This is a genomic window from Pseudomonas sp. H3_C08 (assembly GCF_054669455.1).
Map to the genome: position 1 here is coordinate 6,015,168 of NZ_CP162803.1, position 23,967 is coordinate 6,039,134.

The window sequence follows — 23,967 nt, forward strand, 5'->3', positions numbered from 1 at the left end:
GCCGTCAGCCCAGATGTGTCTCGTGGCGCAGCTTGTCGCCGGCCGGATTGACGGCTTCGCGCAGGAAACCGAAACCGCTGCGGCGGTCGAGGCGGAACAGAGTATTGGTGACGTAAACGTCTTCGCGAATGCCGACCACTTCCACGACCTCGCTGACGCAACGGCGCCCGTCGGGCATGCGCGTCAACTGGATGATCACGTCGAGGGCGGCGCAGATCATCTGGCGCAGGGTGCGTTCGGCGATGGAACGGCCCGTCAGACCGACCAGCGTTTCCAGGCGCAGCAGGGCATCCTGGGCGTTGTTGGCGTGCACGGTGCTCATCGAACCGTCGTGGCCGGTGTTCATCGCCGTGAGTACATCGACCACTTCGACGCCACGTATCTCGCCGAGGATGATCCGGTCGGGGCGCATCCGCAGGGCATTGCGGATCAGGTCGCTGGCCTTCACTTCACCGTGGCCTTCGGCATTCGGCGGACGGGTTTCCAGGCGCACCACGTGCGGGTGGCCGAGCTGCAATTCGGCGACGTCTTCGATGGTCACCAGACGTTCGTGCGGGTTGATCAACTGGCTGAGAATATTTAGCAGCGTGGTCTTGCCGGTGCCGGTGCCGCCGCTGATCAGGATGTTGCAGCGCTTGCCGACGGCATCCTGGAAAAACTCGAAGATCGACAGGTCGACGGTTTGCATGGCGATCAGGTCGCTGCTTTTAAGCATGTCCTTGCGGAATTTGCGGATCGACAGGCAGGGGCCGTCGAGGGCAATCGGCGGAATGATCGCATTGACCCGGCTGCCATCGGGCAGGCGTGCGTCGACCATCGGTGAGGACTCGTCGAGGCGCCGTCCGAGCGGTGCAAGGATGCGCTGCATCACGCGTTCGACGTGATGCGCATCGATAAACCGCAGGTCACTCTGGTGCAGCACACCGTCGCGTTCGATGAATACCCGATGCGGGCCGTTGACCAGAATCTCGGTCACCGAATGATCGCGCAGCAACACCTCCAGCGGACCGAAACCGGTGAGTTCGTCGACGATCTCTTCGGCCAGCCGCTCCATCTCGTAGCGGGAAATCGCCAGATGCAAACGGGCGATGTACTCGGCGACCTTGTCGGTGACGAACTGTGCGAGTTGCTGACGAGAACCTTCCAGCAGGTTTTTGCCCGACTCTTCGAGGGCGTCGATGATGTAGCGATGCAGGACCAGTTTCAGGCCTTCGTGATCGCTGTTGCCGCCGCTGCTGCGGGGCGCAGCGCCGAAGAGTTTTTCTGCGCTCATGAGGTGCCTCGCAAGCGGTCGAACCAGGTGACTTTGGGCTTGGCCAGACCCTCGGAACGTTTGGCCAAGCGCTCACCGAGGGCGCGCAGGCTCTGGGTAAGTTTTTCGCGCGGGGCCAGTTCGAACAGGCTGACGCCCTGGTTTTTTGCGTTCAGGCGCACTTCTGGAGTGAGGGCCAGCGTGGCGATCACTTCCAGATTGAAGGTCTTGCCGAGGGTTTCCGAATTGGGCGCAACGTTGCTCAAGTAACGGTCGATCAGCAGCCGCCCGTGGTCGAGCTTCATGCCTTTTTCCCGCCACAGATTGAGCACCGCGAGGTTGCGTCGGCAGTTGAGTACGTTTTGGTCGGTGTACCAGAGCAACTTGTCGCAATGGCTGACAAAGGTGCGCAACGCCTCGCTGTCGGTCTGCCCGGTGAGGTTCACGACGATGTGCTGGAAGTGCTGGCGCAGGGCGCTGAGCAACATGTACAGCTCGGCGGCGCTGGTGTTTTCCAGCGGCTCATCGGTGCTGGCGTAGGCGAGAATGCGCAGGCCGGCTTCGGCGCTGGTGAAGGCGCTGTCGATCAGCGTGGCGTCGAGCCGGCGCAAGTGACGCAGGGCATCGCCAAAGTGAAACGAACTTTCCAGCCCGAGCAGGGCGAGGCTGTCACCGCGCGGCAGACCGAGATCGAGCAGCAAGGTTTGCTGACCGCTCTTTTGCACCACCAGCGCCATGTGGTTGGCCAACAGCGCGCCATCGGAACTGCTCTGCACGCCATACATGACCGTAAGGCCGCCCAGTTGCGTATTCGGCGCCACGGGCGGCAGGCGTTTACTCAAGCGTCGCACCAGCCCGGAGACTTCACTGGAGCGCGAACCGTAGGCGACAAAATCCCGGGCCCCGGCACGCATGGCATTGAGCACCAGCTGATTGTCCATGCCGTCGCCGAGGGCCACGATCGCCAGCATCGGTTTGGCCTCCAGCGCGCCTTCGATCAACGCGCTCTGGGCGACCACATGTTCGCGATCCAGGCCGACGAACACCAGGCTGGCAAAGGTGACATCCACCAGCGCCAGCAGCTCATCCAGGCTGCCGCCACCGGCGCTGACTACCTGACCGAGCGGCGCGAGTGCGCCCTGCAGCCACTCCAGATCGGTGCTGTTGCGGGTGATGGCGAGAAAGGTCTGGCTCAGGTTCTGGCTCATTGCGATAACCCGCTGCGCTTGTCGAAATTGCCGTTTTCCAAGAAGAACATGCGGTAGAAGTTCGGGTCGTAATTGCGCAGTTTTTCCCCGGGCAACGACGGCAACTGGGCATCGGCGGCCAATGGCTGCACCAGATGCGGGGTGACGATCATCAGCAGTTCGCGCTCTTCGCGCTTGATCTGCGAGCCTTTGAAAAAAGCGCCGAGCACCGGGATGTCACCGAGGCCGGGAAACTTGTTCACCTGCGAGCTGTTGGTGGTGCTGATCAAGCCACTGATGACGAAACTCTCGCCATCGCCCAGCGACACGCTGGTGTCGGTGCGGCGGATAGTCAGCGCCGGCACAGTGGTGCCGGCGATCTGTACGGCGTTACTGAAGTCAAGTTCGCTGACTTCCGGGGCGACCTTCAACGCGATGCGGTCGCGACCGATGATGGTCGGCGTCAGGGTCAGGCGGATGCCGAATTCCTTGTATTCGATCGACACGCTGTCGCTGCCGGAGCTGGGCACCGGAATCGGAATTTCACCGCCGGCCAGAAAGCTTGCGCTCTGCCCGTTCAACGCCACCAGACTTGGCCGCGCGAGGGTGTAGGCGAAGCCGCTGGTTTCCAGGGCATTGATGATTGCCATGGTCTTGCCGCCGATCCACGAGAAGTTGAACAGCGAGTTGTCCACCGGCAGGCGGGGCTGCGGCACCCCGTCAATCGGCGGCAGGGTGCCGGGCGAACCGAAGAGGAAATTGCCGCGCGTACCGATCAGTGAGGCGGTGGCTTGCTTGAGTTTGGTGCGGCTGACTTCGACGAACCGAATATCGGTCTGCACTTGCGACGGCAGGTTCGGATCATCCGACGGCAGACTGCTGTTCAGCGCGGCAGTGGCGGCGCCCTGAACAAAGACCATGCTCTGGCGCGGCTCGCTCGAACACGACGTCCAGACCATCAGGCTGGTGGCGCCGGGTGCAACACCGGTGAGCAGAAAGGACGAGCTGCCGTTGGCGTGGACATCGGCGATTTTCGGGTCGCCAATCGCCAGACGCGTGATCGCCACGGGGGACTGCACGTCCTGCTGAAACCCTTCGCCGATTTCGATCACTGGCGGCATGCGCCCCAGTGCCGAACAATTGCCGACTGCCGCGAACGCAGCGTCCATCGACAGGCCCATCAGTAACAGGGCGCGCAGCATGGGTTTGAATGTCGGCCTGAAACGACTCTGCATGCCCTTGGATCCTTGCGCAGTCATGGGTTTTGTTGGGTGATCTGGTTGCCGCGAATGATTTCCACGGCAGGCCGTGCGGCGCCACCGGAACCACCACTGGACGGTGCTTTCGGTGCGGTGCCCATGGCCAGTTGGTTGAACTGGAAGAGTTGTCGGTTGGCGGTGTCGAGATGGGCCGTGGACTGGTTTTCGCCGGCCCAGTATTTGGCCAGGCGCTGCTCTTCACTGCTGCGTACGGCCAGGCGCAAGGTGCCGGCCTGGGTGGCGAGCATCAGGCGACTGAGCAGTTGCTCCGGCACCGCCAGCACCACGGTGCGCGCGGCGACGCGGCGTTGATCCTGTTTGAGTTTTTCGTCTGCACTCAGGGCCGGCGAGGCCGGTTGACCGTCGTTGGTCAGGCCGTACTGGTCACCCACCCCAAGCACGCGCATGGCCGGCAAAACGATCTGCGCCGACTGTTCGAGGTTGCTGGAATCCTGGCGCAGGTAGAGCAAGACATCGACGTAATCGCCGGGAATCAGTTGCCCGGCGGCACCGATCACTTCGTCAACAGCCACGGTGAGCGCGCGTTCGTCACTGTGAATCATGCGTGCCAGTGAACCGCCGGCGGTGAAGCTTTCATCGTTCAGCCAGGTGCCGGCGCTGAGGTGCCGCCAAGGTGTGCGGCCAATGGCCTGATCGACAGTGCTCAAGCTGCCCGCCGGTGCACTGCGCAGTTTTTCCACCGCTACATCGGCGGCGGTCAGCGCAGTGAAGGGTGGCACATCGTGCAGCAGCACCACCACGGGTTGGCGGGTCTGGTCTTCGGCGATCGCGACAGTTTTTTCAACAGTGACAGTTGGGGCGACGGGGGCGACGGCGACGGGCGCTGGTTGACGACTGAGTACCAGTCCCCAGTAACCGACAAAAATGGCTCCCAATAACAGGATGGCTGCAAGGCCCATGGTGACGCGACTGTTCATGACGGCTCTCCCTTTCCTGCTGCACTACCCACTGCTATTGCTAACGAGAGAAGTTCCCAATCCGGCAGCTATGAACATGCAACTATTTCGCTATTTCCACGCTAGCTGATCCAAGCCAAAACGCCATTACTGACAGGAAAATAACTCACGAAAGTATGAGTCTTGGCCAATTAACAGCAGCCGATGGCAAAAACACGATTGGATTAATACTTTCCGGTTAATTCGTTCTTACAGTTGTTGGGTGGGGGTTTGTTGACAATGCTCAAATGGCACGGTGGGTCTTTGCCGTTGTAGTGACATCAGCGCCAGAGGCGCAAAGGAGCAGTCCTATGTTTCGCATGACTTTCGACTATCTAATGTCCAGAGCCCGGGTGTTCATCAAGAATGAAGAAGGGGCTTCGGCGATCGAGTACGCCATTGTGGTGGCGATGGTCGCCGTCGTGGTTGTGGCATTCGTAACCCCTCTTGGCGATAGGGTGCTGGCGATCTTCAATAATATTTTGACGTCTCTTGATGGTACGGCTGTGACACGGCCGACGCCTTGAGTCATGGGAACGCTGCACCTGGCTGATATCGCACTACAATGGATTTTCCATTCAGCTTTCAGGTATTGCCTATGAACGCGTCTTCGCCGCACCGCCAACAGTTGCTTCTGGTTGACGATGAAGAGGACGCGTTGCTGGAGCTGGCGGAGTTGCTCGAGGGGGAGGGGTTTGTCTGTCATACGGCGACGTCGGTGAAGCTGGCGTTGCAGCATCTGACTCGCCATCCCGATATCGCGTTGGTGATCACTGATTTGCGCATGCCGGAGGAGTCCGGCATGTCGTTGATCAAGCGCTTGCGTGAGCATACTTCTCGGCAGCATTTGCCGGTGATTGTGATGTCGGGGCATGCGGATATGGAAGACGTCAGTGATTTGTTGCGGTTGCAGGTGGTGGATCTGTTTCGCAAGCCGATTTATTACGTCAGGTTGTTGGAGACTTTGGATAATTTGTTTCCCAAGCCTAAGGTTCAGGTTGGCTGAGGTTGAACTCGGCGGCCTCTGGGCCGACCGTGCTTTGGGTGTTTTGGGTGAATATCCGTTTTTTTGGGTGATGCAGCTGGCGGTTTCGCCCTTACGGCGAGGCACTTTTTCCAGACGCCGAAAAAGTACCCAAAAAGGCTTGCCGCAACGTTCGGCCCACTCGCTGAGGCTCGGGGTTCCTTCGCTCCGGGATCGATCCGGGGGCAGCGCCTACGGTTTGCTTCGCTGCACCTCCTCTCGCTGTGTTTGGCTTCGCCAAACGGTCGCTACGCTCCCACCCCCGGATCAATCCCTCCACTCAGCCTGCCGACGCGGCCGGTGAATCAAGATCAAGAGCTGCAGCCGAGCTAACGCTCATCCTGTTGAGTGGTGAGGAGCGGTAGCGGTGCGCGGTGCGCGCGGTGCGCGCGGTGTGCGCTGTTTTGCTTTGGCTTTTCTGTGGGGGCGAGTTTGCTGCGGACGGCGTTCCTGCGAAAGCGGCCTGACAGCCGGCCAGTTTCTAACTGAATGCACTCAATCCAACTGTAGGAATGAGCCTGCTCGCGATGGCGGCCTGACAGCCGGCCAATTTCTAACTGAATGCACTCAATCCAATTGTAGGAGTGAGCCTGCTCGCGAAGGCTGCCTGCAATCCGACCCAGTTCTGCCGTTTGTACACTCCACCCGCCGCTGCCGAAGCCTCTTGGTGTTTCAGCTTACAACTGGTAACTGAAACTGATGCTGTACCTGGGCTTGCGATTGAACGTGTCCAGCGCTTCATCCGACATTGCCTTCGCCGCTTCCAGCGCAATGTTGTAGTACTTGGCATCGCCAAACCGTAGCCCGATCGCCGCCGATGACAGATTGTTGGCCCGCACCGGCAATTCATTGAACCAACTGCGCGAGCGATCGAGTACGACATACGGTTGCAGGATGCGCACCCAGTTGCCGTCGCGGTTGAAGCTGTAGTTGACCTCGTACGCCACGCCCCAGCCCTTGTCGCCGGACGCTTGATCGTCGGGATAACCACGACCGAAGTTCTGCCCGCCGAACACCGCGCGCTCGCTGTCGGGCAGGGTATCGTCGCTCCAGTACAGCGCGGCCGACAGCACCCCTTGCCAATTGTCGAGGAACTTGTCGCTCTGTACGCCAGACAGGCGCAGGCGAAAGAAGTCGAGGTCGATGGCGTTGTTGTTGGTTTTCGCGCCCATGCTGTCGAGGCCCTGGTACACGCCGCCGCTGAGGATCCGCAACTGGCGGGCATCGGCCTTGCGCCAGTCGCTCTCGAAGGCGAGGGCGCGGATGTCGGTGCGTTCTTCGACACTCAGCGGGAAGCCGATCACCTTGTAGCGGGTCTTGTCGTTGACCGCGTAAAGCCTTGAACCGGCCGTCAGCAGTTCGTTGGAAGCGGCAATCAGCGGCAGGGTGAAACCGATCGAGTAGCGGTCGTTTTCGCGGTGCGGTTTGAGTTGCAGGCCATTGTCGAGCAGGACATTGGTGCCGGGGTCAGCACGGTAGCGTGAAGCCGACAGCGCCAGTTGTGCGCCCTCGTCATTGAGGAACTGGTTGTAGTCGAGCCGGTAGTAATGTTCGTGATCGTCACCCGGTGGAAACAGGCCGCTGAGGGTCAGTTGCTCGCCCATCGCGGTTTGCGAATTGCTGCTGACACCGAGCAGGGCCTGGGTGCCGTTGCGGTTGTCTTCGGTAGTGCTCAGCGTACTGGTGAAGGGTTTGCGACTGGCCTGGGCCACCAGCGTTGTGGCGCCATCGGTGGTGCCGGGCGGTGGCACCTGGGCCTGGATCGTCACCCCGGGAATGCGCGTCATCAGCGTGGTGTAGCGCTCGAACGTCTTGCGGGTCAGCGGCCGCTCGGTCTGAATCTTCGCCGCCAGTTTGTCGAGCAGCGCTTTGACCCGGCCGACATCGCCCTGGATCTGGATATCGCGGACGTAGCCTTCCACCAGCACCACGCGCGCTACGCCTTCATTGAAATTTTGCTGCGGCAAGAACGCGTAGGACAGCAGGTAACCGTCCTGCTGATAGCGTCGGGTGATGTTGCGCGTGGCCTCGATCAGCTCGGCGAGCGTGGCTTGCCGGCCGATCAGGGGCTTATAGATTTCGGCGAGTTCGTTGAGCGGGTAGAGGGTGCCGCCTTCGATCTGCACGGTTTGCAGTTTGATCTTGGTGTCCATCAACAGCGGTTGCGCAGCGGCGGCACCGGCGTCCGGCACTTGCACCGGCGTGGCGCTTGGGCGATAGGCGTCGGCCGGCAGGTTCGGCACCGGCAGATTGCGGATGGTTTCGTTGCTGTTGAGAAAGCTGGGCAGGGTGTCGGCGAGGGCGGCGGAACTGAGACTGAGGAACAGCAGGGATGCCATTACGCGCATAGGACACTCCATGGTCAGATCACGGCACTGGGCTGAATTTTCCTAAGAAAAAAGGCGGAAGACTCGTGGGAATCTTCCGCCCTCAACCAAGCGTAGGCGCTGTAGGTGAGGCCGTCGAATCGGCCAGGTGCAATTTAGCGTGTGTTGCCTCCCAGAGTGCCAGTCAGACCACCGAGTACACCGCCCAGACCGCCACTGGTGGTACCCCCGCTGGTACCGCCGTTGACCAGTCCACCGACGGCGGCGACGGTGCCGCCGACGTTGCTGACCAGACCACCGACTGCGGTGGTGACCGGGTTGTTGGTCGCAGCAATGCTGCCGCCGATACTGCTGACCGCGCCGCCCACCTGGCCGGTGAGACCTGCAACAGGTGAGCCGATACCGGTAGCGGCGCCGAGTTGCTGAGTCACGTTGGTAACGCCACTGGTGACCGGGTTCAGGCCTGCCCCCAAGGTTCCGCCAACCGTGGCCAGAGGTGAGGTGGTTGCGGTGATCGGGGTGCCCGAACCGCCGAGTACGGTGTTGAGCGAAGCCACTGTGTTGCCGGCCGCTGCGAGGACGTTGCCAGGCGCTGCGAGAGTGCCGTTGCCTGCCGCCAGACCTGAGCCGACATTGACCACCGCGCCGCCAACGGTTTGCAGCAGGCCAGTACCACCGAGGCCACCGCCCACTCCACCAGTACCCGAACCAGTGCCGTTGGACACCAGACCACCGGCCTTGGCGACTGCGGTGCCGGTATCGCTCAACGCGCCGCCAAGCGTATCGGTCAAGGCGTTGCCGTTACCCGCATCGGTAACATTGCCGCCCAGTGTGTTCACCGCACCACCGACTTGCGCAACCACGCCTTTGAGCGGATCGCCCAGACCGGTCGCATCGCCGACTTTGTCAGTGGTGCTTTCAACCATTGCGATCACTGGCACCAGACTACTGCCGAGTTTGTTCGTCAGTTGACTGGTCGGGCCGCTGGTCAGCGTGGTGTCGAGGGTATTGCCGAGCATGGTGACTTTCTCGCCGACACCATCAAGCAGCGGCGCGACTTTGGTCACCACACCGCCCACCACCGGTACGCTGCCCGTCGCAGTGGACAGCTTGGCGCTGAGGTCGGAGACGCCGTTGCCAACATCCGTCACTACACCGCCAACCGAAGCAACGGTGGTGGTCAGGCCATTAGGGTCGGTGGCCAGTTTGCCTACGCCATTGGCGACGCCATCACCCAAGGTGCTGACAACATTGCCTGCGGTGTTGGCCGCACTCTGCACCACACCACCGACCACCGGTACGGTGCTCAGCGAGTCGCCGATCTGGCCAACGCCATCGCCGACGCCAGCGACGGTCTTACCGACATCCTGCACCAGGGTGGTGGTCACCAGCGGTGTGGTGGTCGGATTGGTCGGGTTGGTCGGATCCGTTGGGTCTGTCGGGTTGGTTGGATTGGTCGGATCGGTGCCACCGGTTCCGCCTGTGCCTGCAGTATCACCGCTGCCGCCCGTACCGCCAGTACCCGAGGTGCCGCCAGTGCCAGCGGTGCCGTCCGCCGCAGAACTGCCGGAGCTGCTGTGATGGCCGCCACCGCCGCTGCTGCAGCCGGCGAGGCCGAGGGAGAGAATCAATGCCAGAGCGATTGCCGATTTGCACCACACATCTTGAGTTTTCATGATTGAGATTCCTTGCACCTGTCACAACGTTCGTTGTCTTCGATGGCTCGCCGATCTGGTGTCGGTGATGCCTTCGCCCGTTGTGCTCAATCTCAGTCCAGGGGCAGGTTTCAGGCCATTCTCAAGTTGGTATTAACGCCTTTATATATAAGGTGAAGTTCAGCGCCTAAGGACTAATACCCAGGATATAGCCGGACAAAAAAAGGCCTTGATAATCAAGGCCATGGTTTTTTCAGCGGAAGGCGGAAGGACGGCGAAAACTTAAGTTATATACACACAATTAACGGTATCCCGCGTGCTCAGGCAATCGGTTGCCACTGCCCGACCATATGCTCCAGGTCTTGCGCACCGATCAGCCGCAACTCACCACTGGACCCCGCCGCACTCGCCAGCAGGGTCACCTCACTGGGCAGGCGCACCGGTTTGCGAAAGTGCACGGCGATCTCAAGGTTGGCCTTGGGCAAATGATCGTTCAGCGCCGCGAGGGTCCGCGCCTTGTTCCACAAACCATGGGCGATCGCTGTTGGAAAGCCAAACAACCTGGCACTGGCCGCACTCAGGTGAATCGGGTTGTAGTCTCCGGACACTTTGGCGTATTGCCGACCGATATCGGCCGGGGCTTTCCAGCGCGCCACCTCCACCAGCGATTGCGACGGCTCCCAGGTCTGCTCGGCCGGCTCGCCCTCAAGTTTCACACCGCGACAGAGCATCTGGCTTTCCGCTTCCCACAGCGGCCCGAGCTGATCATCCAGGGTGGTCAGCAGATCGAACGTCGCACCTTTGGGATGCGCTTGCAGATTCGTCACGCGCACGCTGACCTGCGCCCGACCGATCCCGCCCATCGGGCGCAACACGCGAATGCGGTTGCTCAGATGAATCAGCCCCAGCAGCGGGAACGGAAAGGCTTTGGCGGTGAGCAATTGCATCTGCAATGCAAAGGCGAGGATGTGCGGATAGGTCGGCGGCAACAGACCGTCATCGACGAATCCGCAGACCTTGCGATAGCCCGCCAGGCGTTGGCCATCGACATCGACCCAACAGCGCAGGCCGCTGTCGGGTAATTGGGTGCCGGTGATTTTGCGTCGCGTCGCCGCCCGTGCGTAGAGCCCAGGCAGGCTCGGTTCGCGATCCAGCGTATGCCATTCGATGCTCATGCCTAAGCCCCCAGAACGCTTTGTCCGCAGACCCGCAGCGCCTGCCCGGTGAATGCGCCGGTGCCCGGTTGCGCCAGCCACGCGACGGCTTCGGCGACGTCTTGCGGTAAACCGCCCTGACCGAGCGAACTCATGCGTCGGCCCGCCTCACGCAGGCCAAACGGAATGTGTGCAGTCATTTGCGTCTCGATAAAACCGGGGGCGACGGCATTGATGCTGATCCCACGTTCCAGCAGCGTAGGCGCCCAGGCTTGCGCAAGACCAATCAGCCCGGCCTTGCTCGCGGCGTAGTTGGTTTGCCCGCGATTACCGGCAATGCCGCTGATCGAGGCCAGCAGAATCACCCGCGCGTTGTCGCGCAGCGTGCCGCTGTCGAGCAGGGCCTGGGTCAGCACTTGCGGTGCGTTGAGGTTGACCGCCAGCACCGCGTCCCAGAATTCCGGGGTCATATTGGCCAGGGTTTTGTCGCGGGTGATGCCGGCGTTGTGCACCAGAATATCGAGGCCGTCAGGCAGTTGTTCGATCAATTGCGTGGCGGCGTCGGCGGCGCAGATATCCAGGGTAATCGCGCGGCCGCCGAGGCGGGCGGCAAGGGCTTCCAGATCGGTCTTCGCCGGCGGCACGTCGAGCAGGATCACCTCGGCGCCGTCGCGCGCCAGGGTTTCGGCAATCGATGCGCCGATACCGCGAGCCGCACCAGTGACCAGCGCCTTGCGTCCGGCCAGCGGCCGGGTCCAGTCAGTCACTGGCGTCGCACAAGCTGTCAGGCGAATCACCTGGCCGGACACGAACGCACTTTTCGGCGAGAGGAAAAACCGCAGCGGGCCTTCCAGTTGATCTTCGGCGCCCTCACCGACGTAGATCAATTGCAGCGTGCCGCCGCTGCGCAGTTCCTTGGCCAGCGAACGGGAAAACCCTTCCAGCGCTCGTTGCGCACTGGCAGCAAACGGATCTCTGAGGGTTTCCGGGGCACGGCCAAGGATCACCAGATGGGCGCTGTGCTCAAGATTCTTCATCAACGGCTGGAAGAATTCGCGCAGTTGCTTGAGCTGGTCGGTGTGCAGCAGTTCGCTGGCGTCGAACACCACGGCTTTGAGTTTCGGGCCGTGGCCGGGAATCCATTCGGTGGCGGCTGCCGGTTGTTCGCCGTAACGGTAGATGCCGTCGGTCAAACGGTTGGCGAAGGCACTGACGCGCTCCGCCAGTGGCCCGCCGCCGATCAGCAGCGCCCCTTCCACCGGCCGCAGGCGCCCGGCCTGCCAGCGTTCCAGCCGCACCGGCGACGGCAGGCCCAGCGCCCCGACCAGGCGATGGCCGATGGACGAGTTGGCGAAGTCGATATAGCGGTCAGACATGGAACGCTCTCCAGAAGTTGGGGTTCAAAGTGTGGACTACCGATGGCAATCAATCGTTCGATCCACGCAATAAGGCCTACGCTAGAACAGCAGAGTAGTTTGCCCCCGGCGTTTGTGTTGCCGAACCCACAGTCAGAAACACAGCTGACCCCTGTAGGAGTGAGCCTGCTCGCGATAGCGGTGTATCAGTCAAGAAATGTTTATCTGACCCACCGCTATCGCGAGCAGGCTCACTCCTACAGGGGATCGGCGTGAATTCAAACCTTCGGAAAAGGAGTTATTCATGAGTCAGCTGCGCCGCGTCGCGATCATCGGCGGTAACCGCATTCCCTTCGCCCGTTCCAACGGGCCGTACGCCACGGCGAGTAATCAGGCGATGCTCACCGCCGCCCTCGAAGGCCTGATCGAACGCTACAACCTGCACGGCCAGCGCATTGGCGAAGTGGTGGCGGGCGCAGTGCTGAAATTGTCACGAGATATGAATCTGACCCGTGAATGTGTGCTCGGCTCGCGTCTGTCCCCGGCGACGCCCGCCTACGACATTCAGCAAGCCTGCGGCACTGGCCTGGAAGCGGCGATCCTGGTGGCGAACAAGATCGCCCTCGGCCAGATCGAGAGCGGCATCGCCGGTGGCGTCGACACCACCTCGGACGCGCCGATCAGTGTCAGCGAAGGCCTGCGCAGAATCCTCTTGCAAGCCAACCGCGCCAAGACCACCGGCGACAAGCTGAAAACCTTACTGCAGTTGCGGCCGCAACACCTGATCCCGGAATTTCCGCGTAACGGTGAACCGCGCACCGGCCTGTCGATGGGGCAGCACTGCGAACTGATGGCGCAGACCTGGAACATCCCGCGTGAAGATCAGGATCAACTGGCCCTCGAAAGCCACCACAAACTCGCTGCGTCCTATAGCGAGGGTTGGCACAACGACCTGATGACACCGTTCCTTGGTCTGACCCGCGACAACAATCTGCGCCCGGACCTGACCCTGGAAAAACTCGCGACGCTGAAACCCGCCTTCGAAAAAAGCGCGAAAGGCACGTTGACGGCAGGCAACTCCACGCCGCTGACCGATGGCGCGTCTGTGGTGCTGCTCGGCAGTGAAGAGTGGGCGAAGGAACGCGGCTTGCCGATCCTCGCGTACCTGCGCGATGGCGAAGCGGCGGCAGTGGATTTCGTCAACGGCGCCGAAGGGCTGCTGATGGCGCCGGTGTATGCCGTGCCACGGTTGCTGGCACGCAACGGGCTGACCTTGCAGGATTTTGACTACTACGAAATTCATGAAGCGTTCGCGGCGCAAGTGCTGTGCACGTTGAAGGCCTGGGAAGATCCCGAATACTGCAAAACCCGGCTGGGCCTTGATGCGCCGTTGGGTTCGATTGATCGTAGCCGGCTGAACGTGAAGGGCAGTTCGCTGGCGGCCGGGCATCCGTTTGCGGCGACCGGTGGGCGCATCGTCGCGAACCTGGCGAAGTTGCTGGACGCGGCGGGGAAGGGCAGGGGGTTGATATCGATTTGCGCGGCGGGTGGGCAGGGCGTCACCGCCATCATCGAACGCTGACGCTGAAAGAGCCCCTCACCCTAACCCTCCCGAAACGTCGGACCGCCCAGAGGGAGAGGGGACCGATTGGGGGATGCTTCAGAGGTGCGCCGACCTGATCTTGCTTTACAGAATCCATAATCGACGCGGTATTTCAGGTCGATGTATAACGCCAGACACCTCGGTCAGCCCCCTCTCCCTCGGGGAGAGGGCTGGGGTGAGGGTGGCTGTTGAGGTTCAGGTACGAAACCGTCTGACCAACCCATCCAGCTCATTCGACAACCCCGCCAGACTCTGCGAATCCAGACGCGCCGAGTTGGCCAGTTCTGCCACCAACTGCGCATCCCCGTGAATCTGGCTGATGTGCCGGTTGATGTCCTCAGCCACCTGATGCTGTTCTTCAGCAGCGGTAGCGATTTGCGTGTTCATGTCACGAATCACGTCCACCGATTCGCGGATCTGCCCGAAGCTTTCGCGCGCCTCGCCGATACGCGTCACCGACTGCTGCGAGACCTGCAGGCTGGCGTGCATCTGTTGTGTGACCTGACTGGTGCGCTTGGCCAGATTGCCGAGCAGACCATCGATCTCTGCCGTCGAATCCGCCGTGCGTTTGGCCAGTGCGCGCACCTCATCCGCCACCACGGCAAAACCGCGCCCCTGTTCACCGGCGCGGGCTGCTTCGATGGCGGCGTTGAGCGCCAGCAGGTTGGTCTGTTCGGCGATGGAGCGGATTGTGCCGAGGATCGACTGGATATCGTTGCTGTCGCGCTCCAGTTGCTGCATTGACTGCGCCGATTGCTCCAGCTCCTGGCTCAGTTGATCGACGCTGTGCACCGCCGCATCAATCTGTTGCTGGCCTTGGCGGGCCTGACGTTGGCCGCTGTCGGCGGAGTCAGCCGCCTGACTGCACGAGCGCGCGACTTCGTTGGCGGTGGCGACCATTTCGTGGAACGCGGTCGAGACCATGTCGACGGCTTCACGCTGACGCCCGGCGGCTTCGGCCATATCGCTTGAGACGCGGGTCGAACTCTGCGAGGTCGCGAGGATTTTCCCGGCGGCGCCGCCGATATGCTGAATCAGGCTGCGGATCGCGGTGAGGAACTGATTGAACCAGTTGGCCAGTTGCGCGGTTTCGTCGTTGCCACGGATGTCGAGGTTTTTGGTCAGGTCGCCTTCGCCCTGCGCAATGCCTTCCAGGCCACTGGCGACGCTGCGGATCGGCCGCACGATGAGGGTGGCGAAACTGGCGCCAACCACGGCGAACAGCACGGCCAGCACGGCGGCGATGATCGCGATCAGCCAGGTCAGTTGCGTGGCCGAGCTCATCACATCGCTCTGCTTGATCAGGCCGACGAAGGTCCAGCCCAATTGCTCCGACGGCCAGACGTTGGCCATGTAGCGCTCACCGTTAAGCTCGACTTCGACCAGGCCTTTGCCGGCCTTGGCCAGCTGCGCATAGCCTTCGCCGAGGCTGTCCAGCGGCTTGAAGTTGTGTTCCGGCTGTTTCGGATCGACCAGCACCGTGCCGCTGTTTTCCAGGAGCATCAGGTAGCCGGTTTCGCCCAGCTTGATCTGTTTGACGATCTCGGTGAGCTGCTTGAGCGTCACGTCGATGCTGACCACGCCGCCGTTGCTGCCGAGTTTGTTGTCGATGGTGCGCACGGTGCTGACGTAGGTCGCATCGTCCTGCGCCCAGTAGTAAGCGGCGGTCCGCAACGGTTTGCCCGGTTTGGCCTGGGCAGCCTTGTACCACGGCCGCTGACGCGGGTCGTAATTGTTGAGTTTGGGATCGTCCGGCCATGACACATAACCACCGGCGGCGGTGCCAACGATGGCGTAGGCGTAAGCCGGGTGGGCGTTGCCCAGGTCCTGGAGGAACGCGAAGACCTTTTTGTCCATCTCGCCCTGCGGGATGGATTCGGCGTTGGCGCTCATGTAGGTCTTGAGGCTGTCGTCGGTGTTTTTGATCAGCGGCTGCGACGCCAGGTAATCGACGTTCTGGCTGATGCCATCAAAAAACAGCTGCATGGCATTGCTGACCTGACGGATTTCGCGACCGCTGCTGTCGACAAAACTGTCCCGGGCATCGCTGCGCAGGTTCATCACCACCAGCGTTGCGACCAGCACCACCGGCAAGCAGGCGATGATTGCAAACGCCCACGTCAATTTCTGTTTGATGTTCATCCGCGCTCCAGATTTTCTTGTAGGCCCACGCAGTGCAGATGACTTGTGGTTTATTGGCAGCCGAAAACGTTGTGGATCACTCGTATCCCCGAGCGCGGCATCGCTGATTGTTGTGGAACGATTGCCGGACAAATCCCTCTGTCATTGAGGGCTTCGGCTGCAAAACAGGGAAATTGAGGCGACTTTGCAAAAATCTGCCGAAGGGGCATCAGCCGGATGTCAGATTCTGTCGCAAATGCCCTTGAAGACATGTACCAACAAGTACAACAGCCTCGGCTATGATTCCCCTCGGTCGATGCGCGAGCGCAGAGTTGGCCCTGTTTAATCCGGCACAGTGTGTGCATTCTCAACGTTCACAGGTCGGCAACCCCTCCCCGTGATGCGAGGATTGCCGTATAACGAGTGACATTCGCGTGTTTGGTAATAAAGGACCCACAATAAAAGCTGATGAAGACTCCAAAACGCATTGAACCCCTGATCGAGGACGGTCTGGTCGACGAGGTGCTGCGCCCACTGATGAGTGGCAAAGAAGCAGCTGTTTATGTGGTGCGCTGCGGCAATCAGTTACGTTGCGCAAAGGTCTACAAGGAGGCGAACAAACGCAGTTTCCGCCAGGCGGCCGAGTATCAGGAAGGCCGCAAGGTGCGCAACAGCCGACAGGCTCGCGCAATGGCAAAAGGCTCCAAGTTCGGTCGCAAAGAGACCGAAGATGCCTGGCAGAACGCCGAAGTGGCGGCGCTGTTCCGTCTGGCCGGCGCCGGTGTGCGGGTGCCCAAACCCTACGACTTCCTCGACGGCGTGCTGTTGATGGAACTGGTGGCCGACGAGTTCGGCGATGCCGCGCCGCGTCTCAATGACGTGGTGCTGGAGCCGGATCAGGCGCGCGAGTATCACGCGTTCCTGATTTCGCAGATCGTGCTGATGTTGTGTACCGGTCTGGTGCACGGTGACCTCTCGGAGTTCAACGTGCTGCTGACGCCAACCGGCCCGGTCATCATCGACCTGCCGCAAGCTGTCGACGCTGCCGGCAACAACCACGCGTTCAGCATGCTGGAGCGCGACGTTGGCAACATGGCTTCCTACTTCGGACGCTTTGCCCCGGAGTTGAAGCTGACCAAATACGCCAAGGAAATGTGGGCGTTGTACGAAGCCGGCACCCTGCACCCAAACAGTGTGCTCACCGGTGAGTTCGATGATCCGGAAGACCTGGCCGACGTTGGCGGGGTGTTGCGCGAGATCGAAGCGGCGCGGCTCGACGAGGAACGCAAGCAGGCCATCCGTGCTGCGGACGACGAGCCGAAAGGCAAGTCCGACGAACCACCGCCACCACCGTGGATGCAGTGATTGCTTGATGAGAAACCCGGCTTCGGCCGGGTTTTTTGTTTGAATCAGAAGCCTTGGAACCCAGAAGCCCCTCATCGGAACGCCGCCCGCCCAGCCCTCTCCCAGAGGGAGAGGGGGCCGACCGAGGTGTCTTGCGTCATACATCGACCTGAAAAAACGAGTCGATTATGGATTCAACGAAAAACGTTCAGGTCGGTGTACCTCCCAAATATCCCCCAATCAGTCCCCTCTCCCCATGGGAGAGGGTTAGGGTGAGGGCTCTTTCGGATCCCCGCAAATTCAAGTCTACTGTCCACCGCGCCAACCACACTCAAGGACTGAATGTGACCACCCCGAGCAACACCCACCTGATCGTCACCGCTCGACTGATCTCCGATTTCGGCGCCTTCCTCAACATGGTCGCGCTGGCCACCTACGTCTACCTGCTGAGCAACAGCGCAATAAGCGTCGGGATCTTTCTCGCCAGTCGCGTCGGCGGGGGGATTTTTGCCAGTCTGATCGGCACCGCGTTTTACCGTCGTTGCAGCGGACGCGCACCGCTGATCGCCTTCGACCTGCTGCGCGCCAGCGTGCTCGGTCTGTTGTTGATCGTGCCCGTCAGCCAACAGGCCTTGCTGTTGCCGGTGATCGCCTTCGGTCTGGGCCTGGGCAATTCGATGTTTGCCATCGGCCTCAACAGCCAGTTGCCGCGTCTGGTCCCCGCTGATCAACTGCTCAAGGCCAACGCCTGGATCACTTCGGCCTCATCCGCTGCGATGGTTGGCGGCAGCCTGGTTTCAGGTTTGCTGGTCGCGGGGTTTGGTTTTGAAACGGTGTTCGCACTGAATGCGCTGACCTATTTGCTGGCCGCGTTATTGATTGTGCCGCTGCGGTTCGCACCCGCAACCGTCAACGACGCACCGGAACGCGGCGAATGGACAGCGCTCAAGCAAGGCCTGCGTTCTGCGCCGGTGATTGCCGCGATGCTCGCGGTCACCATGGCCGACACTTTGGGCAGCGCCGCGCACAACGTCGGCTTTCCGATCATCTCCAGACTGCTCACGCCGGAGTCGGCGAGTACCACGCTGGGGCTGATGCTCGCAGTGTGGGCCAGCGGCAAGCTCCTCGGTGCGCGAATCGCCAGCCGTCTCAAAGGCTCGGACAACATCCATCTGGAACGGCGGTTTTTCTTTGGCGTGGCGCTGATGTCCTGCGGCTTTATCCTGATGTTCCAGCAACACAGCCTCTATGCCCTGTTGCTGTTTTCCTTGCCGGCAGGGTTGGGTGACGGTTTTTCCGAGGTCGGGCTGATGTCGCGTCTGCAACGTGAACCCGAGCAATTGCGCCTGCCGATCTTTAGCGTACTGACTTTGCTGCAAATGACCGGGTTCGGTATCGGCATGCTGATCGCCGCGCCGTTCTACGCCTGGTGGACGCCGGGTGCCGTGGTCATGCTGTTCCACGGCATTCCGCTCAGTACGTTGCTGCTGGTGAAAGTTCTGGCGCTCAAGCGCGGGCGGATTGTGCGCAGCAGCCCGACGCCAGCTCCTTGAGGATCGGGCAATCGGGGCGGTGGTCGCCGTTGCAGTGCTCGACGAGGTCTTGCAGGGTGTCGCGTAATTCGCCGAGCTCGCGAATCTTCTGGTTCAACTCGTCGATGTGCTGGCGCGCCAATGCTTTCACATCGGCGCTGGCCCGTTGGCGATCCTGCCAGAGGGTCAGCAGTTTGCCGACTTCCTCCAGCGAAAAGCCCAGATCCCGCGAGCGCTTGATAAACGCCAGCGTGTGCAGATCATCGTCGCCATAGACCCGGTAACCGCTGTCGGTGCGATGCGCCGCTTTGAGCAGGCCGATCGACTCGTAATAGCGGATCATTTTCGCGCTCAGGCCACTGTGTCTGGCCGCTTGGCCGATGTTCATCGGTGTTCCTCCAGGTCCTTGGGTTTCCAGGTTTTCAACAGTAGCGCATTGCTCACCACGCTGACGCTCGACAGCGCCATCGCCGCGCCGGCCAGCACCGGATTGAGGAAGCCGAACGCCGCCAGCGGAATGCCGATCAGGTTATAGACGAAGGCCCAGAACAGGTTCTGGCGGATCTTCGCGTAGGTCTTGCGACTGATCTCCAGCGCCGCCGGCACCAACCGTGGATCGCCGCGCATCAGGGTAATGCCCGCCGCGTGCATGGCGACGTCGGTGCCGCCACCCATGGCGATACCGATGTCGGCAGCGGCGAGGGCCGGGGCGTCGTTGATGCCGTCACCGACCATGGCGACCACGCCGGTTTTTTTCAGCTCGGTGACGGTCGCGGCTTTGTCCGCTGGCAGCACTTCGGCGTGGACATTGCTGATACCGAGGGCCTCGGCGACCACGCGCGCACTGCCACGGTTGTCGCCGGTCAGCAGATGGCTGTGGATATCGCGGGCGGCGAGCTGCTGCACGGCTTCCAGTGCACCGGGTTTCAGGGTGTCACCGAAGGCGAACAAGCCGAGCACTTTCGGTTCCGGGCTTTGCTCGATTAACCACGACAGGGTGCGGCCCTCGGCTTCCCAAGTCTGGGCAGATTCGCTCAGGTTGCCCGCGTTCAAAGCACTTTCTTCGAGCATCCGCCGATTGCCCAGCGCCAGACGCCGGCCTTCAAGATTGCCGGCAATGCCGCGACCGGTCAGCGATTGACTGTCGCTGACATCCGGCACGTTCAGGCCTCGTTCCGCTGCGGCATCGAGTACCGCTTTGGCCAACGGATGTTCACTGCCGCGTTGCAGCGCGCCGGCCAGTTTCAGCAGCGTGTCTTCATCACCATCCACTGCACTGAAATGGGCAATGCGCGGCGTGCCGGAGGTCAGCGTGCCGGTTTTGTCGAACACCACACTGCTGACTTCATGGGCGCGTTCCAGCGCTTCGGCGTCCTTGATCAGAATGCCGTGACGCGCCGCTACGCCGGTGCCGGCCATGATCGCCGTCGGCGTGGCAAGCCCCAGCGCACACGGGCAGGCGATGACCAGCACCGCGACGGCGTTGATCAACGCGGTCTCCATGGGGGCGCCGTAGAGCCACCAGCCGATCAGTGTCACCAACGCGATCAGCAACACCGTTGGCACGAAGATCTGGCTGACTTTATCCACCAGTTTCTGGATCGGTGCTTTCGCGGCTTGAGCGTCCTCAACCAGACGAATGATCCGTGCCAGCACGGTTTCTGCGCCGAGCGCCAGGGTGCGCACCAGCAAGCGGCCTTCACCGTTGATCGCGCCGCCGGTGACTTTGTCTCCGGGTTGTTTCGGTACCGGCAGGCTTTCGCCGCTGATCAGTGCTTCATCGGCGTGGCTCTGGCCTTCGATGACTTCGCCGTCGACCGGGAAACGCTCGCCGGGTTTGACCAGCACCAGATCGTTCAGGCGCAAAGCGCTGATGGCGACATCCTGCTCGCGACCGTCGATGACTTGAATCGCCCGTTCCGGACGCAATGCTTCCAGCGCGCGGATGGCGCTGGCGGTCTGGCGTTTGGCGCGGCTCTCCAGGTATTTGCCGAGCAGCACCAAGGCAATGACCACCGCCGACGCTTCGAAATACAGATGCGGCATGCGCCCGGCGGCGGTCGCCCACTCGTAAAGACTCAAGCCGTAGCCGGCGCTGGTGCCGAGGGCCACCAGCAAGTCCATGTTGCCCGCTCCGGCACGCACGGCTTTCCACGCGGCGACATAAAAACGTGCACCGAAAATGAACTGCACCGGCGTGGCGAGGGCGAATTGCGCCCAGGCCGGGAGCATCCAGTGGATGCCGAACGGTTGCAGCAACATCGGCGCCACCAGCGGCAGGGCGAGGGCAATCGTGCAGATCAGCGCCCAGCGTTCATGCTTGAGGCGCTGTTGCTGGTTATCGGTTTGCGGGTGTTCGGCTTGCCAGACGCTGGCCGAATAACCGGCCTTGCTCACGGCCTCAAGCAGCGTTTGCGGGTCGACCTGACCGAGCAATTCGAGGTGTGCGCGTTCGTTGGCCAGGTTGACGCTGACGCTTTTGACGCTCGGCACTTTGTTCAGCGCACGTTCGACGCGACCGACGCAGGAGGCGCAGGTCATGCCTTCGATATTCAATTCGATAGTCTGCTGCGGCACGCTGTAACCGGCGCGCTCAACTGCTGCCATCAAGGCCGGCAGACTGTCGCCGGGCGCCTGTACGCGGGCCTGCTCGGTGGCGAGGTTGACGCTGACGGCACTGGCACCGCTGACTTTGCTCAACGCCCGCTCGACACGGCCGGCGCAGCTGGCGCAGGTCATGCCGGCAATCGGCAGGTCGAAAGTGATGGAATCGGACATTGGTCGTACTCCCTGTAGTAGATGCCTACAAGGATCAACCTTGCCATGCGGGCAAGGTCAAGCGCCATTATTTGACGCGCCGCAAAACCAACTGTGGGAGCGAGCCTGCTCGCGAAAGCGGCGGGTCAGTCAACATCATCGCTGAATGACACGCCGTATTCGCGAGCAGGCTCGCTCCCACAATTGGGATTTACTTAGTATTCGAGATCGGCGCGCTTCAAGTAGACGCCTTCCGAATTCATCGCCAACCGATACTTCAGCACATCACCGGCATGCAATTTGATCTCCTGCGACCCCGGCGCGAGCATCCCCGGGTTACAACCGGCGACCTGTCCCGGCAGCAACTTCAAGCGCAGCGAAACAGTGCCCGGCGGCAGGTTGAAGGAAATGCTTTGCTCCTGCAGCAGCCGCGCCGAAAGCTGATCCTGGATGTACACGCCGATCTCGCAAGAAGTCGACACTTCCAGGCGCTCGCGGGAAATAATCAGCACCGCATAATCCTCGCCAGCAGCTTGCACTTGAGGGACGGCGGCAAAGAGGCTGAGAAAGCCAAACAGGCTGAAAGCTGACCAGCGCATGGCTGAATCTCCTGAATCGAGTCATTGATGTACGCAGCTTGGCCGAGCGCGACGCCGATTGCCAGCCCGGCAGTTTATTGAAGAACTTGACCTTGCCATCGTGGCAAGCTCGAGACTGCCGGCAACCTCACTCAAAGGAGTCATTCCATGCAAGTGTTCAACGTTCAAGGCATGTCCTGCGGTCACTGCGTCAAAGCCATCACCAACGCCGTGCAGGCCAGGGATCCAGCGGCCAGTGTGCGGGTTGATCTGGCGGCTAAAGAGGTCGGCGTCGAAAGCGCCATGAGTGCTGATCAGGTCATCGAAGCGATCCGCGAGGAAGGATATGAGGTGAAGCTCGTCTGAATTTGATCGTTAGCGAGCTATCGGAATGTTCAAGGCGTTCGGGCGCGGCTAGACTGTCGGGCTGCCGACTTGCCAACCTGGATGCCTGATGAACTTCCGTACCATTCTGATTCTCGGTGCCTTGACCGCCTTCGGGCCCTTGGCGATCGACTTCTATTTACCTGCATTTCCCTCGATGGCGCTGGCGTTCGGCACTGACGAGAAACACGTGCAGATGACGCTGGCGGCGTATTTCGCCGGGTTGTCCATCGGCCAACTTGCCTATGGTCCGGTGGCGGATCGCTTCGGTCGACGCATCCCGTTACTGGTGGGCCTTACGCTGTTCACCTTGGCATCCCTGGCCTGCGCTTATGCGCCAAACCTGGAATGGCTGATCGGTGCGCGTTTTGTCCAGGCGTTGGGCGGCTGTGCGGGGATGGTGATTTCCCGGGCGGTAGTCAGCGACAAGTGCGACGCAGTCGGTTCGGCGAAAGTCTTTTCGCAATTGATGCTGGTGATGGGCCTGGCGCCGATTCTGGCGCCGATGCTTGGCGGTCTGCTGGTCAACACCACAGGCTGGCAGTCGATCTTCCTGGTGCTGACCGGCTTCAGCGCGCTGGCCGCATTGGCCGTGGCGCTGGGGCTGCCGGAAAGTATGCCGGCGCACATGCCGCGTCAGCCGTTGTCCGGCGCGCTGCGCCAGTACGGGCGCTTGCTCAAGGACCGGGTTTACCTCGGCCACGCCCTGACCGGCGGCATCGCCATCGCCGGGATGTTTGCTTACATCGCCGGTTCGCCGTTTATCTTCATCAAACTGTATGGCGTGCCGGCCGAGCATTTCGGCTGGCTGTTCGGCACCAACGCGGCGGGGTTCATTTTGGTGGCGCAGGTCAACGCGCGGATGTTGGCCAAGCGCGGCCCGGCATTCCTGCTGTCGCGGGCGGTATGGGTTTACTTCGCCGCCGGGCTGACGCTGCTCGCGGTCAGCGCAATGCACACAGAGTCCTTGTGGCCGCTGCTGATTCCACTGTTCATCTGCGTGTCGAGCCTGGGTTGCATCAGCCCGAACGCCGCCGCTTGCGCGATGAACGGGCAGGGCGCACGGGCCGGCAGTGCTTCGGCGTTGCTCGGTTGCATGCAATTCAGTGTCGCCGCCGGCGCTTCGGCACTGGTGGGGGTGTTGCACGACGGCACCGCCGTGCCGATGGCCATGGTCATCAGCCTGTGCGGTTTGCTGGTGGTGTGCGTGGCGCTGCTCACCCGCCGTCTGCAGAATGCCCGGGCACTGGCGCAAGCTCAGGCCGAGGCATAAATACCTCAGCCGGCAGCGCGCTGCTGGCTGCGATCGGGAATCTGATGGGGTGCGCACAGTCGCGCTTCGAGGGTGCGGGTGAAGGCCAGTGCTTCGGCTTCACTGCGGAATGTCACGGCGTGTTGGTCCAGACGAACCTGCCACTGAGACTTTGCCACTTCTTTTATCAGGATCTTCATTGCTGACCTCCCTTGCGTAAAAGATGT

The 23,967-nt window shown here is 61.5% G+C and carries 20 protein-coding genes and 1 pseudogene; 7 read left to right on the forward strand and 14 right to left on the reverse strand.

Features of this window, described 5'->3' with window-relative positions; all coding sequences use genetic code 11:
- Positions 1 to 4 precede the first annotated feature (4 nt).
- From AB4N74_RS27290 to cpaB, 4 genes are read right to left on the reverse strand one after another with little or no spacing between them, the layout of a single operon-like run.
- Positions 5 to 1,273: a CpaF family protein gene (locus AB4N74_RS27290; RefSeq protein WP_093430272.1), complete on the reverse strand. Its 1,269-nt coding sequence runs from the start codon at positions 1,271 to 1,273 to the stop codon at positions 5 to 7.
- Positions 1,270 to 2,460, reverse strand: a complete 1,191-nt coding sequence (locus AB4N74_RS27295; RefSeq protein ID WP_460097812.1) for an AAA family ATPase — start codon at positions 2,458 to 2,460, stop codon at positions 1,270 to 1,272. Before AB4N74_RS27295 ends, AB4N74_RS27290 begins: the two co-directional genes overlap by 4 nt.
- On the reverse strand, positions 2,457 to 3,674 hold the full coding sequence (locus AB4N74_RS27300; RefSeq protein WP_093430274.1) for a type II and III secretion system protein family protein: 1,218 nt from the start codon (positions 3,672 to 3,674) through the stop codon (positions 2,457 to 2,459). Before AB4N74_RS27300 ends, AB4N74_RS27295 begins: the two co-directional genes overlap by 4 nt.
- A gap of 20 nt (positions 3,675 to 3,694) precedes the next feature.
- On the reverse strand, positions 3,695 to 4,636 hold the full coding sequence (gene cpaB, locus AB4N74_RS27305) for a Flp pilus assembly protein CpaB (protein WP_099757905.1): 942 nt from the start codon (positions 4,634 to 4,636) through the stop codon (positions 3,695 to 3,697).
- A gap of 338 nt (positions 4,637 to 4,974) precedes the next feature.
- On the opposite strand from cpaB, the gene AB4N74_RS27310 reads away from it, so the two are divergent.
- Positions 4,975 to 5,181, forward strand: coding sequence for a Flp family type IVb pilin (locus tag AB4N74_RS27310; protein WP_095047415.1), 207 nt, complete (start codon positions 4,975 to 4,977; stop codon positions 5,179 to 5,181).
- A gap of 71 nt (positions 5,182 to 5,252) precedes the next feature.
- Entirely contained in the window at positions 5,253 to 5,660 is a 408-nt protein-coding gene (locus AB4N74_RS27315; RefSeq protein ID WP_460089761.1) for a response regulator, read from the forward strand.
- Between the two features lie 695 nt (positions 5,661 to 6,355).
- Here AB4N74_RS27315 and AB4N74_RS27320 read toward each other — a convergent pair.
- The 4 genes from AB4N74_RS27320 to AB4N74_RS27335 form a co-directional block, all read right to left on the reverse strand.
- Positions 6,356 to 8,026, reverse strand: a complete 1,671-nt coding sequence (locus AB4N74_RS27320; RefSeq protein ID WP_460097814.1) for a ShlB/FhaC/HecB family hemolysin secretion/activation protein — start codon at positions 8,024 to 8,026, stop codon at positions 6,356 to 6,358.
- A gap of 134 nt (positions 8,027 to 8,160) precedes the next feature.
- Positions 8,161 to 9,681 (reverse strand): collagen-like triple helix repeat-containing protein, encoded by a 1,521-nt coding sequence (locus AB4N74_RS27325; protein WP_460097816.1) that lies wholly within the window; start codon positions 9,679 to 9,681, stop codon positions 8,161 to 8,163.
- Positions 9,682 to 9,980: 299 nt separating this feature from the next.
- A complete protein-coding gene (locus tag AB4N74_RS27330) occupies positions 9,981 to 10,835 on the reverse strand; it encodes a MaoC family dehydratase (RefSeq protein WP_099757909.1) in 855 nt (284 codons plus the stop codon).
- A 2-nt stretch (positions 10,836 to 10,837) separates the two neighbouring features.
- Entirely contained in the window at positions 10,838 to 12,190 is a 1,353-nt protein-coding gene (locus AB4N74_RS27335) for a 3-oxoacyl-ACP reductase (RefSeq protein WP_414925518.1), read from the reverse strand.
- Positions 12,191 to 12,473: 283 nt separating this feature from the next.
- Between AB4N74_RS27335 and AB4N74_RS27340 the strand changes: the two genes are divergently transcribed.
- Complete coding sequence (locus AB4N74_RS27340; RefSeq protein ID WP_099757911.1) at positions 12,474 to 13,751, forward strand: acetyl-CoA C-acetyltransferase; 1,278 nt, start codon at positions 12,474 to 12,476, stop codon at positions 13,749 to 13,751.
- 216 nt (positions 13,752 to 13,967) lie between these two features.
- On the opposite strand, the gene AB4N74_RS27345 is transcribed toward AB4N74_RS27340, so the two are convergent.
- The gene (locus tag AB4N74_RS27345) at positions 13,968 to 14,735 is read right to left on the reverse strand and encodes a methyl-accepting chemotaxis protein (protein ID WP_371748302.1); all 768 of its coding nucleotides are present in this window, start codon (positions 14,733 to 14,735) and stop codon (positions 13,968 to 13,970) included.
- A gap of 138 nt (positions 14,736 to 14,873) precedes the next feature.
- Positions 14,874 to 15,914 (reverse strand): annotated as a pseudogene (locus AB4N74_RS27350) (cache domain-containing protein); the annotation flags it as partial.
- Between the two features lie 447 nt (positions 15,915 to 16,361).
- Between AB4N74_RS27350 and AB4N74_RS27355 the strand changes: the two are divergent.
- Positions 16,362 to 17,258, forward strand: a complete 897-nt coding sequence (locus AB4N74_RS27355) for a PA4780 family RIO1-like protein kinase (RefSeq protein WP_007914672.1) — start codon at positions 16,362 to 16,364, stop codon at positions 17,256 to 17,258.
- 323 nt (positions 17,259 to 17,581) lie between these two features.
- Complete coding sequence (locus tag AB4N74_RS27360; RefSeq protein ID WP_257356950.1) at positions 17,582 to 18,790, forward strand: MFS transporter; 1,209 nt, start codon at positions 17,582 to 17,584, stop codon at positions 18,788 to 18,790.
- On the opposite strand, the gene cueR is transcribed toward AB4N74_RS27360, so the two are convergent.
- The 3 genes from cueR to AB4N74_RS27375 form a co-directional block, all read right to left on the reverse strand.
- Positions 18,744 to 19,157, reverse strand: a complete 414-nt coding sequence (gene cueR, locus AB4N74_RS27365; protein ID WP_093430285.1) for a Cu(I)-responsive transcriptional regulator — start codon at positions 19,155 to 19,157, stop codon at positions 18,744 to 18,746. The two genes, AB4N74_RS27360 and cueR, sit on opposite strands and share 47 nt — an antisense overlap.
- A complete protein-coding gene (gene cueA / locus AB4N74_RS27370) occupies positions 19,154 to 21,547 on the reverse strand; it encodes a copper resistance metal-translocating P1-type ATPase CueA (protein ID WP_460097819.1) in 2,394 nt (797 codons plus the stop codon). Before cueA ends, cueR begins: the two co-directional genes overlap by 4 nt.
- A gap of 194 nt (positions 21,548 to 21,741) precedes the next feature.
- Entirely contained in the window at positions 21,742 to 22,125 is a 384-nt protein-coding gene (locus AB4N74_RS27375; protein WP_093430287.1) for a hypothetical protein, read from the reverse strand.
- 147 nt (positions 22,126 to 22,272) lie between these two features.
- On the opposite strand from AB4N74_RS27375, the gene AB4N74_RS27380 reads away from it, so the two are divergent.
- Together AB4N74_RS27380 and AB4N74_RS27385 are read left to right on the forward strand one after the other, a co-directional pair.
- Positions 22,273 to 22,470, forward strand: coding sequence for a cation transporter (locus AB4N74_RS27380; protein ID WP_038360680.1), 198 nt, complete (start codon positions 22,273 to 22,275; stop codon positions 22,468 to 22,470).
- Positions 22,471 to 22,558: 88 nt separating this feature from the next.
- Positions 22,559 to 23,761 (forward strand): multidrug effflux MFS transporter, encoded by a 1,203-nt coding sequence (locus AB4N74_RS27385; RefSeq protein ID WP_257356952.1) that lies wholly within the window; start codon positions 22,559 to 22,561, stop codon positions 23,759 to 23,761.
- Between the two features lie 5 nt (positions 23,762 to 23,766).
- On the opposite strand, the gene AB4N74_RS27390 is transcribed toward AB4N74_RS27385, so the two are convergent.
- The gene (locus AB4N74_RS27390) at positions 23,767 to 23,940 is read right to left on the reverse strand and encodes a hypothetical protein (protein ID WP_007914687.1); all 174 of its coding nucleotides are present in this window, start codon (positions 23,938 to 23,940) and stop codon (positions 23,767 to 23,769) included.
- Between the last annotated feature and the right edge of the window lie 27 nt (positions 23,941 to 23,967).

What these genes read in the sequence shown, in the direction of transcription:
- AB4N74_RS27290 (WP_093430272.1), bottom strand. Translation starts at nt 1,273, where the DNA reads ATGAGCGCAGAAAAACTCTTCGGCGCTGCGCCCCGCAGCAGCGGCGGC.
- AB4N74_RS27295 (WP_460097812.1), bottom strand. Translation starts at nt 2,460, where the DNA reads ATGAGCCAGAACCTGAGCCAGACCTTTCTCGCCATCACCCGCAACAGC.
- AB4N74_RS27300 (WP_093430274.1), bottom strand. Translation starts at nt 3,674, where the DNA reads ATGCAGAGTCGTTTCAGGCCGACATTCAAACCCATGCTGCGCGCCCTG.
- cpaB (WP_099757905.1), bottom strand. Translation starts at nt 4,636, where the DNA reads ATGAACAGTCGCGTCACCATGGGCCTTGCAGCCATCCTGTTATTGGGA.
- AB4N74_RS27310 (WP_095047415.1), top strand. Translation starts at nt 4,975, where the DNA reads ATGACTTTCGACTATCTAATGTCCAGAGCCCGGGTGTTCATCAAGAAT.
- AB4N74_RS27315 (WP_460089761.1), top strand. Translation starts at nt 5,253, where the DNA reads ATGAACGCGTCTTCGCCGCACCGCCAACAGTTGCTTCTGGTTGACGAT.
- AB4N74_RS27320 (WP_460097814.1), bottom strand. Translation starts at nt 8,026, where the DNA reads ATGCGCGTAATGGCATCCCTGCTGTTCCTCAGTCTCAGTTCCGCCGCC.
- AB4N74_RS27325 (WP_460097816.1), bottom strand. Translation starts at nt 9,681, where the DNA reads ATGAAAACTCAAGATGTGTGGTGCAAATCGGCAATCGCTCTGGCATTG.
- AB4N74_RS27330 (WP_099757909.1), bottom strand. Translation starts at nt 10,835, where the DNA reads ATGAGCATCGAATGGCATACGCTGGATCGCGAACCGAGCCTGCCTGGG.
- AB4N74_RS27335 (WP_414925518.1), bottom strand. Translation starts at nt 12,190, where the DNA reads ATGTCTGACCGCTATATCGACTTCGCCAACTCGTCCATCGGCCATCGC.
- AB4N74_RS27340 (WP_099757911.1), top strand. Translation starts at nt 12,474, where the DNA reads ATGAGTCAGCTGCGCCGCGTCGCGATCATCGGCGGTAACCGCATTCCC.
- AB4N74_RS27345 (WP_371748302.1), bottom strand. Translation starts at nt 14,735, where the DNA reads ATGGCCGAAGCCGCCGGGCGTCAGCGTGAAGCCGTCGACATGGTCTCG.
- AB4N74_RS27355 (WP_007914672.1), top strand. Translation starts at nt 16,362, where the DNA reads ATGAAGACTCCAAAACGCATTGAACCCCTGATCGAGGACGGTCTGGTC.
- cueR (WP_093430285.1), bottom strand. Translation starts at nt 19,157, where the DNA reads ATGAACATCGGCCAAGCGGCCAGACACAGTGGCCTGAGCGCGAAAATG.
- cueA (WP_460097819.1), bottom strand. Translation starts at nt 21,547, where the DNA reads ATGTCCGATTCCATCACTTTCGACCTGCCGATTGCCGGCATGACCTGC.
- AB4N74_RS27375 (WP_093430287.1), bottom strand. Translation starts at nt 22,125, where the DNA reads ATGCGCTGGTCAGCTTTCAGCCTGTTTGGCTTTCTCAGCCTCTTTGCC.
- AB4N74_RS27380 (WP_038360680.1), top strand. Translation starts at nt 22,273, where the DNA reads ATGCAAGTGTTCAACGTTCAAGGCATGTCCTGCGGTCACTGCGTCAAA.
- AB4N74_RS27385 (WP_257356952.1), top strand. Translation starts at nt 22,559, where the DNA reads ATGAACTTCCGTACCATTCTGATTCTCGGTGCCTTGACCGCCTTCGGG.
- AB4N74_RS27390 (WP_007914687.1), bottom strand. Translation starts at nt 23,940, where the DNA reads ATGAAGATCCTGATAAAAGAAGTGGCAAAGTCTCAGTGGCAGGTTCGT.